This is a genomic window from Collinsella sp. CLA-ER-H4 (assembly GCF_040092395.1).
In the GTDB taxonomy this organism is placed as follows: domain Bacteria; phylum Actinomycetota; class Coriobacteriia; order Coriobacteriales; family Coriobacteriaceae; genus Collinsella.
This window is the reverse complement of record NZ_JBBNLQ010000003.1, coordinates 22,794-37,535: the sequence shown is the minus strand read 5'-3', so window position 1 is coordinate 37,535 and position 14,742 is coordinate 22,794. Positions and strand designations below refer to the sequence as shown.

At 58.9% G+C, this 14,742-nt stretch carries 13 protein-coding genes; 4 read left to right on the top strand and 9 right to left on the bottom strand.

Annotated elements, in window-relative coordinates:
* The first annotated feature begins 34 nt into the window (after window positions 1-34).
* Window positions 35-1,015, top strand: a complete 981-nt coding sequence (gene pta, locus AAAX34_RS03575) for a phosphate acetyltransferase (RefSeq protein WP_006234296.1) — start codon at window positions 35-37, stop codon at window positions 1,013-1,015.
* Between the two features lie 348 nt (window positions 1,016-1,363).
* Here pta and AAAX34_RS03570 read toward each other — a convergent pair whose 3' ends face one another.
* From AAAX34_RS03570 to rnd, 9 genes are all read right to left on the bottom strand, one after another.
* On the bottom strand, window positions 1,364-2,542 hold the full coding sequence (locus AAAX34_RS03570; protein WP_349109995.1) for an acetate kinase: 1,179 nt from the start codon (window positions 2,540-2,542) through the stop codon (window positions 1,364-1,366).
* A 164-nt stretch (window positions 2,543-2,706) separates the two neighbouring features.
* The gene (locus AAAX34_RS03565; RefSeq protein ID WP_117770119.1) at window positions 2,707-3,885 is read right to left on the bottom strand and encodes an acetate kinase; all 1,179 of its coding nucleotides are present in this window, start codon (window positions 3,883-3,885) and stop codon (window positions 2,707-2,709) included.
* Between the two features lie 120 nt (window positions 3,886-4,005).
* Window positions 4,006-5,166 carry an MFS transporter gene (locus AAAX34_RS03560; RefSeq protein ID WP_349109993.1) on the bottom strand — a complete coding sequence of 387 codons (1,161 nt, stop codon included), beginning with the start codon at window positions 5,164-5,166 and terminating at the stop codon, window positions 4,006-4,008.
* Window positions 5,167-5,285: 119 nt separating this feature from the next.
* Window positions 5,286-6,176 (bottom strand): LysR family transcriptional regulator, encoded by an 891-nt coding sequence (locus tag AAAX34_RS03555; protein ID WP_349109990.1) that lies wholly within the window; start codon window positions 6,174-6,176, stop codon window positions 5,286-5,288.
* A 41-nt stretch (window positions 6,177-6,217) separates the two neighbouring features.
* The gene (locus tag AAAX34_RS03550) at window positions 6,218-6,553 is read right to left on the bottom strand and encodes a histidine triad nucleotide-binding protein (RefSeq protein WP_349109989.1); all 336 of its coding nucleotides are present in this window, start codon (window positions 6,551-6,553) and stop codon (window positions 6,218-6,220) included.
* 49 nt (window positions 6,554-6,602) lie between these two features.
* Entirely contained in the window at window positions 6,603-6,869 is a 267-nt protein-coding gene (gene xseB / locus AAAX34_RS03545; RefSeq protein ID WP_006234311.1) for an exodeoxyribonuclease VII small subunit, read from the bottom strand.
* 42 nt (window positions 6,870-6,911) lie between these two features.
* Window positions 6,912-8,348 carry an exodeoxyribonuclease VII large subunit gene (gene xseA / locus AAAX34_RS03540; RefSeq protein ID WP_349110094.1) on the bottom strand — a complete coding sequence of 479 codons (1,437 nt, stop codon included), beginning with the start codon at window positions 8,346-8,348 and terminating at the stop codon, window positions 6,912-6,914.
* Between the two features lie 130 nt (window positions 8,349-8,478).
* Window positions 8,479-9,183, bottom strand: a complete 705-nt coding sequence (locus tag AAAX34_RS03535) for a zinc metallopeptidase (protein ID WP_349109988.1) — start codon at window positions 9,181-9,183, stop codon at window positions 8,479-8,481.
* 64 nt (window positions 9,184-9,247) lie between these two features.
* Complete coding sequence (rnd, locus tag AAAX34_RS03530) at window positions 9,248-10,381, bottom strand: ribonuclease D (RefSeq protein WP_349109987.1); 1,134 nt, start codon at window positions 10,379-10,381, stop codon at window positions 9,248-9,250.
* Window positions 10,382-10,479: 98 nt separating this feature from the next.
* Here rnd and AAAX34_RS03525 point away from each other — a divergent pair, with 98 nt between their 5' ends.
* The 3 genes from AAAX34_RS03525 to AAAX34_RS03515 all read left to right on the top strand — a co-directional run bounded on the left by AAAX34_RS03525 (window position 10,480) and on the right by AAAX34_RS03515 (window position 14,722).
* Window positions 10,480-11,397: a diacylglycerol kinase family protein gene (locus tag AAAX34_RS03525; protein ID WP_349109986.1), complete on the top strand. Its 918-nt coding sequence runs from the start codon at window positions 10,480-10,482 to the stop codon at window positions 11,395-11,397.
* 408 nt (window positions 11,398-11,805) lie between these two features.
* Complete coding sequence (locus AAAX34_RS03520; protein ID WP_349109985.1) at window positions 11,806-13,749, top strand: C69 family dipeptidase; 1,944 nt, start codon at window positions 11,806-11,808, stop codon at window positions 13,747-13,749.
* Window positions 13,750-14,149: 400 nt separating this feature from the next.
* Entirely contained in the window at window positions 14,150-14,722 is a 573-nt protein-coding gene (locus tag AAAX34_RS03515) for a hypothetical protein (RefSeq protein WP_349109984.1), read from the top strand.
* Window positions 14,723-14,742 lie beyond the last annotated feature (20 nt).

Below are 14,742 nucleotides of genomic sequence, written 5' to 3'. Positions count from 1 at the left end.
CCTGGAGCTTAGCGAAACGCTTGTAAGGAGTAACATGAGCGATTTCCTAAACCGTATGAAGTCTGCCGCTAAGGCCGACCTTAAGACGATCGTCCTGCCCGAGGGCGAGGATCCGCGCACTATCGTCGCGGCCACCAAAATCATCGAGGAGGGCCTGGCAAAGATCGTCATCCTGGGTAACCCCGACGAGATCAACGTTCCCGGCGCCACCGTCATCGACCCGCGCAACGCCGAGAAGCACGAGGAGTACGCGCAGAAGTTTGCCGAGCTCCGCGCCAAGAAGGGCGTTACCATCGAGCAGGCTCGCGCCCAGGTGATGGACGCCACCTACTTTGGCACCATGATGGTCAAGATGGGCGACGCCGACGGCCTGGTCTCCGGCGCCTGCCACTCCACCGCCGACACCCTGCGCCCCGCGCTGCAGATCCTCAAGACCGCCCCGGGCACCAAGCTGGTCTCGGCCTTCTTCGTGATGTGCACCGATACCCCGCAGTTCGGCACCGACGGCACGCTGATCTTCGCCGACTGCGGCCTCAACATCAACCCGTCCTCCGACGAGCTCTCCGAGATCGCCATCGCCTCCGCTCACTCCTGGTCCACCTTCATGGGCAACGTTGAGCCGCACGTGGCCATGCTCTCCTACTCCACCATGGGCTCCGCCGGTGGCGAGGTCGCCAAGAAGGTCCAGGAGGCCGTGAAGTTCTGCAAGGAGAAGGCTCCCGAGCTCGCCATCGACGGCGACCTGCAGCTCGATGCCGCCATCGTCCCCACCGTCGCCCAGCTCAAGGCTCCCGGCTCCTCTGTCGCCGGTAAGGCCAACGTGCTCGTGTTCCCCGACCTTGAGGCCGGCAACATCGGCTACAAGCTGGTCCAGCGCTTCGCCGGCGCCGACGCCTACGGCCCCATCCTGCAGGGCATCGCCAAGCCGGTTAACGACCTTTCGCGCGGCTGCTCTGCCGACGACATCGTGGGTGTCGTGGCCATCACCGCCGTCCAGGCTCAGATGGCTGAGTAGCGGACGTATCCCCTCGGGACCCTACGGGGTAAAGCTCTGAAAACGTCCTCGGACATGCATGAAACCCCCGCTGCGCACTTTGTGCGGCGGGGGTTTCATGCGTCCTGCGGAAAGTTTTCAGAGCTTTACCCCGTAGGGTCCCTGCCGCTACGTTGCAATCAGGGTATCTGGAGTGGACGGCGGCTTGGCTACGAGCTGGGTCTAAAAATCTGAACGGATGGGTATCGTTGTTGAAAGTGCAGACGTTGCTGGTGGCGATCACTTTGGGACTCGGATTTCCGCTTGCTAGCAAAAAGGCCTCCGGAGCTGTTGCTTTGGAGGCCTTTCGTTTACTTGCAAATGCGCGCGTTAATTGTTCTTGGTCAGGCGCTCGACGTCGTGGGCGATCATGTATTCCTCGTCGGTGGGGATGACCATGACCGTAACGGCGGAACCGGCAGCGCTGATGACCTGCGGGCCGTTGCCCACGGCCTCGCGGTTCTTGTTGTTGTCGATGCGTACGCCCAGCCACTCAAAGCAGTCGCAGAAGGCCTTGCGGATCGACCAGTCATTCTCGCCGATGCCGGCGGTAAAGGTGATGGTGTCCACGCCCGCCATGGAGGCGATCATGGAACCGGCCTGCTGCATGGCCTTGTATGCGAACATATCGAAGGCGAGCAGGCAGCGCTCGTCACCCTCGGAGGCGCGCGTACGGATGTCGCGGGCGTCGTTGGAGATGCCCGAGATGGCAAGCAGACCGGACTGCTTGTTCATCATGTCGTCGACTTCCTGGTAACTGTAGCCGCCCTCGCGCTGGAGATAGCACACGGTAGCCGGGTCAATGGAACCACAGCGAGTGCCCATCATCAGGCCGTCAAGCGGCGTGAGGCCCATCGTGGTGTCGCGGCACACGCCGTCCTCAATGGCGGCAAGCGAAGCGCCGTTGCCCAGATGGCACGAGAGCAGACGGTGGCAGCGCGAGCCCAGAATCTCTTTGGCCATCATCCACTCGTAACGGTGGCTCGTACCGTGGGCGCCGTACTTGCGCACGTGGTACTTGTCGCACACGTCCTTGGGCAGCGCGTAGGTGTAGGCGACCTCGGGCATGGTCATGTGGAACGAGGTGTCGAAAACGGCGACGTTGGGCAGCTCAGGATACTTCTCGAGGCAATACTCGATTGCTGCGGCCTCGCCGTAGTTGTGCAGCGGAGCAAGCGGTGCCACCTCGAGAATCTTGGCCATGACCTCGTCGTCGACGACCGCGGAATCATCGAAGTGCCAGCCGCCCTGAACGATGCGATGCCCAATGCCATCAATCGTAAAGTCGGTCTTCTCGAGCTCCTCGAGCACACGAGCGATAGCAGAGCGATGATCGGGGAAAGGGACCTCCTCGGTCTGCTTGGCGCCACCGTTCTCGGAGTGGCCAAAGATGCCCATGTCCGAACCGATACGTTCGCAGTTGCCCTTGGCGAAAACCTCGCGGGTAACGGTATCCAAAAGCTGATATTTAAGGCTTGAGCTGCCGGCGTTGACAACAAGTACGTTCATGAGACTCCTTTGCAGTGCAATACGGTCGACGCAGACCCCTTAAGGCGGCCGCATTTTAATAAGAAGTTATCACAACTTGATAAATAGCTATCAAGCATATCGCCCAACGAGCACAAAAGAGGGGCCGAACGGCGCTCGGTCGTCCAGCCCCTCCCCTCTTGCAATTACTTGCCGTTGACGATGCGCTCGACGTCAGAAGCGATCATGAACTCCTCGTCCGTGGGAATGACGAAGATCTTGACCTTGGAATCCTTGGCAGACAGGCACCAAGCGCCGTCGCCACGCAGGGCGTTACGGGCATGGTCCATCTTGACGCCCATAAAGGCCAGACGGTCGGCAACGCCGGCGCGAACGGCCGGAGCGTGCTCACCGATGCCGGCGGTGAAGACCAGCGTGTCCATGCCGCACATGGAAGTGGCCATCTCGGCAGCCTTGGCGGCAATCTTGTAGACGAACATATCGAAGGCGAGCTGAGCCTCAGGGTCACCAGCAGCGGCGAGCTCCTCGACATTGCGGCAGTCGTTGGTCTTGCCGCCGGTCACAGCCAAAAGGCCGGACTTCTTGTTCATCATCTCGTCGACCTCGTCGAAGGTGTAGCCGCCCTCGCGCTGCAGGTAGCACACGGTAGCCGGGTCGATGGAGCCGCAGCGGGTGCCCATCATGACGCCGTCGAGCGGGGTGAGGCCCATGGTGGTGTCCATGCACTTGCCGTCCTCGATGGCGCACAGGGAGGCACCGGAGCCGATGTGGCACACGACGACCTTGCGGGCCTCGCCGTTGGTCATCTCGGCGACCTTCTTGGAGATGTAGCGGTAGCTGGTGCCGTGGGCGCCGTACTTACGGATGTGCAGCTTGTCGCAAACATCCTTGGGAAGGGCGTAAGTCTTAGCGACCTCGGGCATGTTGAAGTGGAAAGCGGTGTCGTAGACCGTAACGTTGGGCAGGTCGGGATACTGCTCCAGGCAGTACTCGATAACGTTGGCCTCGGGGTTGTTGTGCAGCGGCGCTAGCGGGGCGACCTCGCGAATCTTGGCGAGAACGTCCTCGTCGACGAGGGAGGAATCGCCAAAGTACCAACCGCCCTGAACGATGCGGTGACCGATGCCCTCGATCTTGACGCCGTTGGCCTCGAGGTCCTTCAGGACAGCCTCGATGGCGACCTTGTGGTCGGGGAACTCGATGTTCTCGGTCACCTTCTTGGAGCCGTTGGCAGCATGGGTGAAGGTACCGCCGGTAAAGCAGACGCGCTCGCAGGAGCCCTTTGCGGACACCTTGTGGGACTTGGTATCGATGACCTGATACTTAAGGGTCGAAGATCCTGCGTTGACGACCAGAACGTTCATGTGTCTCCCTACTAACAGGCGGTGTGGCGCCGCCAGGTTACATACGCTTCAATAATAAACCCAAACGCCCTCGCGCTCGGGTTTATTGCGTTGATATATAAGTTATCGGTGCCTAAATACTCATGGCCTTTGACTTGTAAGACGAAATAGCGCGGGGATATACACCAGGGAAGAAATCCCGAGCGCAACAAGCAATACGACTCGAATGCCCGCAACGCTACTCAGCACAGAGTTGAGCAGATAGAAAAGAACGGCACCCACCGCCACCATCTGGCTTTGAACCGAAATCAGTGAACAGCGCATCGATGAGTCGGCAGCATTTTGGAAAACTGAGTATTTGATTGGGGCAAACAACGAGTACGCAACTGTCTGCAGCACATAGAACACGGGCAGCAAATTAGCCGGAGTAAGGGGGATCAAAAACAAAGCTGTCAATACTAAGCGAATGATGCCGCAAATACGCGCAAAACGGCCCTTGTCGACATGAGCAATCACACTGGGCACAATAAGCCCCATGGAGGCCGAGGCAAGGAGCTGGACCGCAATGGTCACACCCGAAGCGACGGAATTCATTCCGCGGCCCGCAAGCAGCAGTGAGAAAAAGTCTTCCAGGGCGACAAAAGCAAATGCCTGAGAACAGTCCATGATGAACGCTGACCGAAGAATGCCATTACCCGCAATAGCAGCACAGATCATCTTCGGGCTAATTCCATGCTCAGGTGTCACCGCGGTGCCCCCTCTTCTCACCTCAGGAATACAGACAACGACAACCAATGTCAGCACCATTGCGATGATATCGACCGAAAGCCCAATGAGATACGCGCCAGCGGACGAAATGAAACCGCCCACACAAGCGGAGAGGGCATAAGACGCATAGAAAACAAATCGCTCAACGACATTAAGTCTTACGAGCTGGTCCTGAGAGACGCTGTCAATGTAAATCGCTTCTATGGATCCGCTCACACATGCAACGGCAAAACCCTTGAGAGCGAACGCACCGATTAAAAGCAGAGGAGAACGGACAAGGAGTAGGGCGGCGTAGTATCCAAGCATTCCCACGACGCCAACGAGACCACTCGTCTTTCGTCCAAGCCTATCAGCAATATAGCCAGTGGGAACTTCAAGGATGAACTTGCTCACTTGATATGCAATCATCATGCTAGAAATCGCCACCATCGAGAATCCGACGAATTCAAGGTAAACCGTCAGAAAATACAAAATGGTGCTGAAGTTCGACAGAAAAACGAACGTCATATAAAGCAAAACCGTACGGTTTTTCATGCTCCGCCCTCCAAGAGTCAGCAATCTAAATCGGAATCTTGGAAAAGCATGAGGGCAAAGCTGTCAGCTATGTGTTGCAAGGCGTCAACATTCACTTGACGACACGAGGCCAAATGGCCTCACGAAGCAAGATGACGCAATAGGTGAAGAAATACCGTCTGGTGTCGATCGGTCCAGGCATTTTGTCGATAGCAAAAGTAGATGGGCAAGGCTACGTCATGCGAGCCTTCAATAGAGCACTCGCTCACTTCCAATCCATCTGATGCGAGAGAAGAGCCAGAAAAACTCAATATCAATCCCCCGGCTTGAAGAAACTCGGCCTGCGCCCTGCTTCCGTATTCGACATCGCGAAAGCGGAAATTAACCAGCTGAGCTTCGGGACATTGATTGATTGCATTGAGACAGGGTGACAAATTAATGGGAACAGCGAGCCTGCCGCCCAGTAACTCACGAATGGTCATAGCGTCAACAGATTGATGACCAGCTGGGCATGAAAGAACCCTGAGCTCCTTTTCACCCATATATTTTGAAGAAAGGACGCTGTCCCGTGGTTCCTCAAACGAGATAGCCGCGTCCGAAATTCCAAGTATAAGTGATTCAAAGCATGTTGCCGTTGGCTGATGCCACACATCAAGATGAATCTGAGGGTGCGAGCTTTCAAACGAGTCGTACCAGTTTTCGGCAAAAAGGCGCCCCCGCCCATGAAGGCAGGGGGCGTAAAGACGAAAGTGGCCGTCGGGCGAAACGCCGCCGTTCCCCGATTGAGCGTACTTTTTGAGATCGTCGACTTGCGCCAGGATCACGCGTGCACGACGCGCAAATTCTCTGCCCGCCGGAGACAAAACAGCCTCCCCCGCCGATCGGTCGAGCAAAACGATCTGATACTCAGATTCCAACTTTTTGATTGCTGACGAAACGGCCTGCGGACTCACATGAACGGCGCGAGCTGCTTTGCGCACGCCACCATAGTTCGCTACCGCTTGAAGGTATTCGAGTTGAGAAAGCTGCATAGATTACTCCAAAGGCAGCCAAGTCGACGGCCTACGCGCCCTCAGATGAGGTTCTCGCCCAGGTTCTTGCCGCCGAGGACGTGCATGTGGAAGTGCATGACGGTCTGACCGGCGTTGACGCCCTTGTTGGAGATGATGCGGAAACCGTCCTCCAGGCCCTTGGCCTTAGCGACCTCCTGGATGGCGTGAGCCATGGCGCCCATGGTCTCGGCAGGTACGTTGTCGGCGATGTCGCTGTAGTGCTTCTTGGGGATCACGAGCGTGTGGACCGGCGCCTGGGGATTGAGGTCGTCGAAGGCGATGACCTGATCGTCCTCATAGACAACGGTCGAGGGGATCTCGTGGTTGGCAATTTTGCAGAAGATGCAATCGCACATGGTTGGTTCCTTTCTCACAGACCAAGGTAATTATATTTGGTCGGGATGGTTAGAACGAGAGGTTGTCGTCGGTGTTGGCGGCTTCGCCGTCGGCGAGCACGTCGTTGCCGTCGACGTCCTTAAGAAGCACCGAGACCTTCTGCTCGGCATCGGACAGGCGGGTGCGCAGGCTCTTGAGGAGCTCGACGCCGCGGGTATAGCTCTCGAGCGACTCCTCGAGCTCCATATCGCCAGACTCCAAGCTGCGGATGATGAGCTCCAACTCCTGCGAGGCCTGCTTGTACGTAAGCTGCTCGACCGGGGTCTTCTCTGCCATATCTGTTTCCTTTCCTAAAGGTTTATCGCTATGAAACGCGGCCTACTCGACCGTATCGACCGTTGCTGCCACGTTGCCGTCCGCCATGCGCACGCGAATGGCGTCGCCCGGCTTAAAGGTCTTGGCACTTGTAGCCACGCCGTCAACGCTGTACGCAATGGAATAGCCGCGGGCAAGCACCTTGAGCGGCGACAGGGCATCTAGCGAGGCTGCCGCACGGCCCAGGTCGGACGCGGGCTTGTTGAGCATCGTGCGCCCCTGATGCTCCAGACGGGAGCTCGCGAGCGTGAGCGCATGGCGTTTGCCATCGAGCCCCGAGGTGCTTACAACCAGACGCTCGGGCAAGCGCTCAAAGTTGGAGCGAAATGTCCCGACCGAGCGTACTATGGCGCCCGACAGGCGATCGGCAGTCAGCGCAAGCTCCGATTCGCGACGCTCGACCATAAATGTGGGGTCGTTGAGGCACGGGCGGCACGCAGCCGCATCGAGAGCATCGCCCAAGCGAGCCGTATAGGTATCCCAGGCACGGCGACCGCGCTGGTCGAGCATTTCCAGATCGACCTGATCCGACCCAATCATCGATGCCATCGCGGCACCCAGACGCTGATGGCGCGCCTCGAGCACATCGGCCAACTCCGTCATAGCCGGCGCCACCGATTCTGCCGCCGCCGTGGGCGTGGAGGCGCGGCGGTCGCTCACCATGTCGCAAATCGAGGTATCGGGCTCATGGCCGATACCGGTCACCACAGGCACGGGACAGGCAGCCACTGCACGGGCAAGCTCCTCGTCGTTGAAGGTCATGAGGTCCTCGAAGGAGCCGCCGCCGCGCACCAGCAAGATACAGTCGGGCGCCGGCGTGATGGCGGCGGCACGGCGCAGGCCCTCAATGAGCTCGGCCGGCGCACCCTCGCCTTGAACCTTGGCGCCCACGCAGACGAGCTCGACGAGCGGGTTGCGACGACGCAATGTGCGCTTGACGTCGTCGATTACGGCACCCGAAAGCGAGGTGACGACCGCCACGCGGGAGCAGAACACCGGGATGCGGCGCTTGCGCGCTTCGTCCATCAGGCCCTCGCGGCGTAGCTTTTCGGCCAGTTGCGCCACTTGTTGACGCAGCAGACCCTCGCCCGCCAGCGAAAATGAGCGAGCGACAAAGCTCATGCGGCCCGTGGCCTTATAGAGATTGAAGCTGCCCTTAAAGCTCACCTGCATGCCATCGCGCAAGTCGAAGGTGCGCTTAAGGTAGGCGCCCTTCCAGATGATGCAGTCAACGGCGGCCGAGTCGTCCTTAATCTGGAAGTAGCAGTGGCCGCTTCGGGCATTGGGGCCACGGAAGCCCGTGACCTCGCCCAGAACGCTCAGCTGCGGAATGGCATCGAGCGCACCGGCGGCGATCTCTACCGCCTGGCTCACGCTGAGTTCCTTACGCTCCTGCTCGTCCGAACCGTCGAACTCGGCGGAAACGGCATTGCCGGTCAGATTCCAGCCTGCCACGCAGCCTCCTTTCGTTATCGTGCACAAGGGCTCCGGCCCTGCGCAAATTCAAGTCCAACACATAGTACAGCGCCGCGGGGACACAAATCTCCGCGGCGCCTGTCAAGCCAATTTGTTATCGGTTGGAGTTTCTGTTGTAGCGAGCCATCAGGTAGAGCAGCTGAATGATCGAAGTGAGCGCTGCAGCAACATAGGTAAGCGCAGCTGCCGTCAGGACCTTCTTGGCACCATTGACCTGCTTGGAGCTCATGCCCGACTGCTCGATGTACGCCACGGCGCGGCGGCTGGCATCAATCTCGACCGGCAGCGTAACCAGTTGGAACAGCACGCTAAACGAGAAGAAGATCAGTGCGAGGGATGCGAGCCCGGCAATGTTCATAAACAGGCCCATGAGCAGCACGATCGTCCAGGTGTTCTGGGTAAAGTTGACGACGGGGACCAAAGCGGTGCGTAACTTCATCATGGCGTAGCCGCTTTGACGCTGGGCGGCATGGCCCGCCTCGTGGCAGGCGACGGCAACGCTTGCGACCGACCCGCCCGAACGGTTGGCATCCGACAAATACAGGTTGTTGTCCTGCGGGTTGTAATGATCAGTGAGCTCGCCGGCGACGCCCTTGATGCCCACGGCGTTACAACCGTTTGCATCGAGCATGCGGCGAGCGACCGTGGCACCCGTATCGCCGTCCGAGCGAACCTTGGACCAGGTTTTGTACGTCGAGTTGATATAGCTCTGCGCGGCAAGGCCAAGCACCGTGCAGACAAGAACAACCAGCAGGTACAGCGGGTCAATGCCAAAGCCGTATCCATAGTAATAAGGCATGCGAATTCCTCCGAATCGAGTTACACGTTGGAGGCATTCTACCCACTCAAGCGGCTAGGCTTCCTTACAGCAATTCAATTTTGCCATCTTTGACCGTCAACCCCATATTGCCCGAAAGCAGATCGTCCAGGCGCGAGCCCACAAGCTCAAAACGCCAGCCTTCGCGCAGGGGGCTCTGCTCGGGGTGCTCAATATAGTCGGCCAGGTCATCGCGCGACGCAATGACCGAGGTCGCCACGCCCGAGCGCTCGGCAACCAGGCGGATGAGCGCGTACATAAGATCCGTCACGCTCTCCAGTTCCGGAGAGATCTGGCGATGCCCGCGCACCATGAGCGGCAGGCGATCGTGCGGGCAGCTTGCGCCGCGCTTGATGGCCATGAGCGCGCCGTCCACATCGCGCTCCCCCAACTGATCGGTACCGCGAATGCTACGGAACTCCTCAACGCGCACGGGATTGCGCTTAACGAGCGCAAGCAGCGTGTCGTCGGACATGACCCACTTGCGCGGGATGTTGCGGCGCTCGGCGCGGTCCTCGCGCCAGGCGGCGAGCTCGCGCGCGATACCCAGCTGGTGACGGCTGCACGAATTGATGCGTTTGACCTTGCGGAACGCCTCGTGGCGATCGGCGCGATAGTGCGACTCGTCAGCCAGCGGGCGCAGCTCGTCGAGCACCCAGTCCACACGGCCCAGCTCGCGCAGGCGGCTCATCATCTCGGTATAGGCGACGATCAGGTACTTGACGTCATCGATCGCATACTCAATCTGCTTATCGGTCAGCGGGCGGCGCGACCAGTCGGTCAGCGACTCGGTCTTGGGCAGCGATACGCCGCAAAACGTCTGCACGAGCGCGCCATACGAAATCTGCTGGCGCTCGCCCAAAAAGGCGGCGGCGACCTGCGTATCGAAAATCGGTCGTGGCAGTGCGCCTACGGTATGAAGCATGACCTCCATATCCTGCGAGCAGGCGTGAAAGACTTTGGTCACGCCCTCGTCGGCCATAAGCTCGGCCAGCGGCGACAGGTCGTCGATCACCAGAGGGTCGACCGCCACGCTCTCGGCAGGGGTGGCAATCTGAACCAAGCACAGGCGCGGATGGAACGTGCGCTCGCGCAAAAACTCGGTATCGACGGCAATCGCGTCGAACTCGCGGGCGCGCTGGCAAAAGTCGAGCAGAGCCTGATGTGTGGAAATGTACATATCAACCCATCGAATAAGGTTAGGCCCGAAAAACACGGGTAGGATATCGGCATTGCCCTACAACTATACTCGGTTAGTCACAGAACGGGAACGTAAGTATGCGCTGCCTTATCATCCACAACCCGGCATCGGGCCCCAGCTCAGATGAAATCTACGCATTCACGCACGCCCTCGCGCAGGGCGGCAACGAGGTCGTAATGCGTTTTATCGGCGATGGCATGGAGCCCGAGGACGCCGTGGCGGACGTGCGCGAATTCGATCGCGTGGTGATTTCGGGCGGCGACGGCACCGTCTCCAACGTGCTCGATCAGATGCGCGGATGCGGCGTCCCCACGCTCGTCTTCCCCTCCGGTACGGCCTGCCTGTTCTTCAAGAACATCGGCAATGCCCCTGAGGCGGCGGCGCTCGCCAAGGCCTGCCGCGTCGGCCGTACCGTCAAGGCGGACATGGGCGAGCTCTTTTGGCTCGACGAGAACGGCAACGAAAAGCGCCACGGCTTTATTATCATCGCCGGATCGGGCTACGATGCCGAAATTATGATGAAAGCAGCCCCCACCAAAAACGACATCGGCGAGATCGCCTACTTCCTATCTGCGCTCGCCACGCCCAATCCCACGGTGGCGCACTTTACGATTGAGCATGACGGCATTGTCGAGGAGCTCGATGGCATCTGCTGCATGGCCGGCAACACCTCGGTCATCCAAAACGCCATCAATCTGTTCCCCAACTGCCGCATGAACGACGGCATGGTCGACATCGTCGTTATTGAGCCCGTAAAAACCGTGCAGCTCTTGCCTACCGTGATTACCGCCGCACTCGACCCCGCTGGCAAGGTGCTCGGCCGCCCGCAGTTCAAGATCATCCAGACCAAGGAAGCCAAGATCACCTGCACCCCGTCGCTGGGCATGCAGTTCGATGGCGAGATCATCTCCAGCAACTCGGGCGTCTTTGGCGCCCGCGCGCTTCCGCAATGCCTCGACCTCATCGTCGACGAATTCTCCCCGCTCGGAAAATAGGAGGACCCCATGAACGACAATCCCCTGCTCGGCTTTATCGTCATCGTTTTGGCCATGCTCGTAGGCTATGCGATCAACGTGATCCACCGTCGGAAGAAGTAATTCCACATTGGTATGATATTCATCCAATTATCGTCTCCCCCGCTGTTTATGCATTTGCCAAACAGCGGGGGATTTTTATTTTCGGTATTTCCAGACGCTTTATTGAGCTACAGTAATTGTAGGGCGTCTTTATTAAAGTAAAGCTACAAACTGAGTACAATTAACCGTTCATCGCATATTTCATCACGCTTATCGACTAAGTTTCTTTCATAGATGAATATTGTTTCCAGTTCGTTACGCTAATGAGGTGTCTTTATTGGCTGAAGCCCTCTGGCAACGGAGGGCTTTCGCACGCTGGGAGGGAATATGAGGAAAACTCACCCCGTCAACGCGCTCAAAAAGCTTGGCATAGGCCTCGCCTTTGGAGCAGCAACCATCATGTCCATGCCGACCTCTGCGCTCGCCTGCACGCAAATCTACATGGGCAAGAACCTTACGGCCGACGGCAACACGTACTACGGCCGCGCCGAGGACTTTGGCCCGCGCTACCTCAAGCACTTTGGCATTGAGCCGTCGCATGCCCCCGGGTATACCTACGGCTCAGACGAGTCCGACTTCTCATACAGGTCAACCAAGACTACATATCGTTATAGCTACGTGCGCGATCATCCTTCGCAGTGGCACGGGCGCTATGATGCCTACTCTGAGGCAGGCATCAACGAGAAGGGCGTGTCCTGCTCCGCAACGCTGACCACCAACATGAACGATAAAGCCGCCAAGGCAGACCCCCTGACCGACACTGGCATTGGCGAGTATAGCTACGGCAGCGTTATCTTAGGCGAAAGTGCCAAAGCACGTGAGGGTGTCGAGCTCCTCGGCAAGATCATCGACGAGCAGGGCGCCAACGGCAACGATCAGATTATCATCGCCGACAGCAACGAGACTTGGCTGTTTGCCGCACTTTCCGGCCACCAGTGGATCGCCATGAAGCTCGCCGATGACGTCGCCTCACTCAACCCCAACATCGGCGGACTCAATTACGATGTCAACCTTGATGACGCCGAGAACTGCCTCCACTCCGAGGGCATCCAGACCATGCCCGAGAAAAATGGCTTCGCCGAGTACACCGACGGCAAGCTCGACGTTGCCAAGACCTATGGCAAAAGCGTCGCCGATTCCGGCGTTCATCAGTGGACTCGCTATGTCCAGGGCCGCGATTACTTCATGACCCCGTTGACCAAGGGTGCGGATTACGACATCGTCACGGTTAAACCGAAAAAAGGCCCCGACCAAATCGGAGCCATGGTCAGCGAGATCCAGCCCCTGTTCTTCAAGCCCGGCAAGTCCGACTGGAACACCTTTGAGATGATCCGTGCATTTGGCAACCGCGGCGAAAATGTCCCCGGCCTCAACGCCAACACCGACGGTGTCTACGCCATCGGCACCGAAAGAAGCACCGAGACCAACCTCTTCCAGATCCGTCAGGGCATGGACCCCGAGATCGCGACCATTCAGTGGGAGATGCTCTCCCGCGCCGCCTACTCCGTCGCTATTCCTCTGTACTCTGCACTGCTCACCGAGGTCAGCCCCTACTTCAGCAATCAGGATGTCTCCTACGATCACTGCGAAGAGACGGACATCGTGAACAACGAGGAGCCCGAGAACTCCATCAACTACGTCCTCATGGACATTAGTTCCCTCTGCTACGAGCACCGCGAGCAGCTCGGCACCGGCGTTCGCGCCTACCTCGACGCTCTCCAGAACGAGCTCATCGAGCAGAACCTCCAGGTCGACAAGGCCATGCAGGCTGCCGAGGGCACCGAGGCCCGCACCGCCTTGGCCAACAAGGCTGGCAAGGCTGCCACCGAGAACACCTACGTCAAGTGCAAGGCCCTGCTCCAGGAGATGCGCGCCTATCTGAAGGCTGGGGATTTCAGTACGCCCTTCACCCCGAGCGACCTGAACACCGAGACCAACGGCCTCAAGGTGTCCATCACCTACGCCAAGGACGCTCTTGCCACCGACCCGGTAACCCCGGATCAGCCTGGCACTCCCGAGCAGCCTGGTACTCCTGAGCAGCCCGGTACCCCCGAGCAGCCCGCTAAGCCCGAGCAGCCCACCACCAAGCCCGAGAAGCCTGGCAAGTCGGACACCACGACCACGGTAACCACCAACAAGACGATCACCAAGGGCGGCCTGCCCACCACCGGTGATCGTTTTGATGGCCGCGTGGTGGCTGCATTCGCCATCGCTGGCGTTGCCGTCATCTCCGCGGGCGGTTACTTCCTCTACCGTCGCAATAAGGAGTAACGTCTTAGCTGAGCGGGCAAGGCAGCAATGGCAGCCTCGCCCGCTCAGCCCGCTCTTTTGACCGGTGGGAAACCCGCCTGAATTCTTTTCAAAAAAGATTTCCCCGCACACACTTCGCTGTGCTATAGTGCAGCGCAACAGCAACTAGGTGCGACCGCGCCACGGCATCACGAAAGGAGCCACCAACATGAAGAACACGATGAAGTCTCTCAACAACTGGTGGTGGCGTGATGCGAATACGATCGGTCGACAGTGAGTCCCTCACGCCTGTTTTTGCGCTCTAGGTGATTGGAAGGCCTCCGGTTTCGACCGGGGGCCTTTTTCTATCTCGAGCCCGATCGCATTCGCATCACGCGCCTCCGCTTTCCCCTTGCACTCCCCTTCCGAAAGGATTTTCACCATGTCTCAGAACACCACCGCCACCCAGCCCCGCACCGTCCAGACCGCCGACCGCGGCAAACTCGACGTCCGCGCTCTCGTCCTGCTCGCCATCCTGCTCGCTGCCGGCTTCATCCTCAACTTCACCGTCGGCAAGGCAATCTCGGGCATCTCGGGCGGCATGATCAGCCCCGAGTTCATCATCTCGGCCTTCTGCCTCACTATCCTGGTCGTTCGCCCCAACATCGGCCAGGCGCTCGTCATTGGCCTCATCTCGGCTGCCGTGATCCAGATCACCACCACTTCGCCGTTCGTCGATTTTGCCGCCGAGGGCATCGCCGCCATGCTCATGGCCGTCATCGTCAACGCTGCTGCCAAGGACGGACAGGTCAAGTCTGCCGTCGCCATCGCCGCAACGTTCGTGACCACCTTTGTCTCGGGCGTCATCTTCATGGTCATCAAGATGGCCATGCTCGGCGTGGTCGGCGAGCTCGCCGCCGCCATGTTGCCCGTCGTCGCCATGACCGCCGTCTTTAACGCCATTCTGATCGGCGCCCTCTACTTGCCCATCCAGAAGGCCCTGAAGCTCAACTAACCCGCTCGGCTTTACGAGCC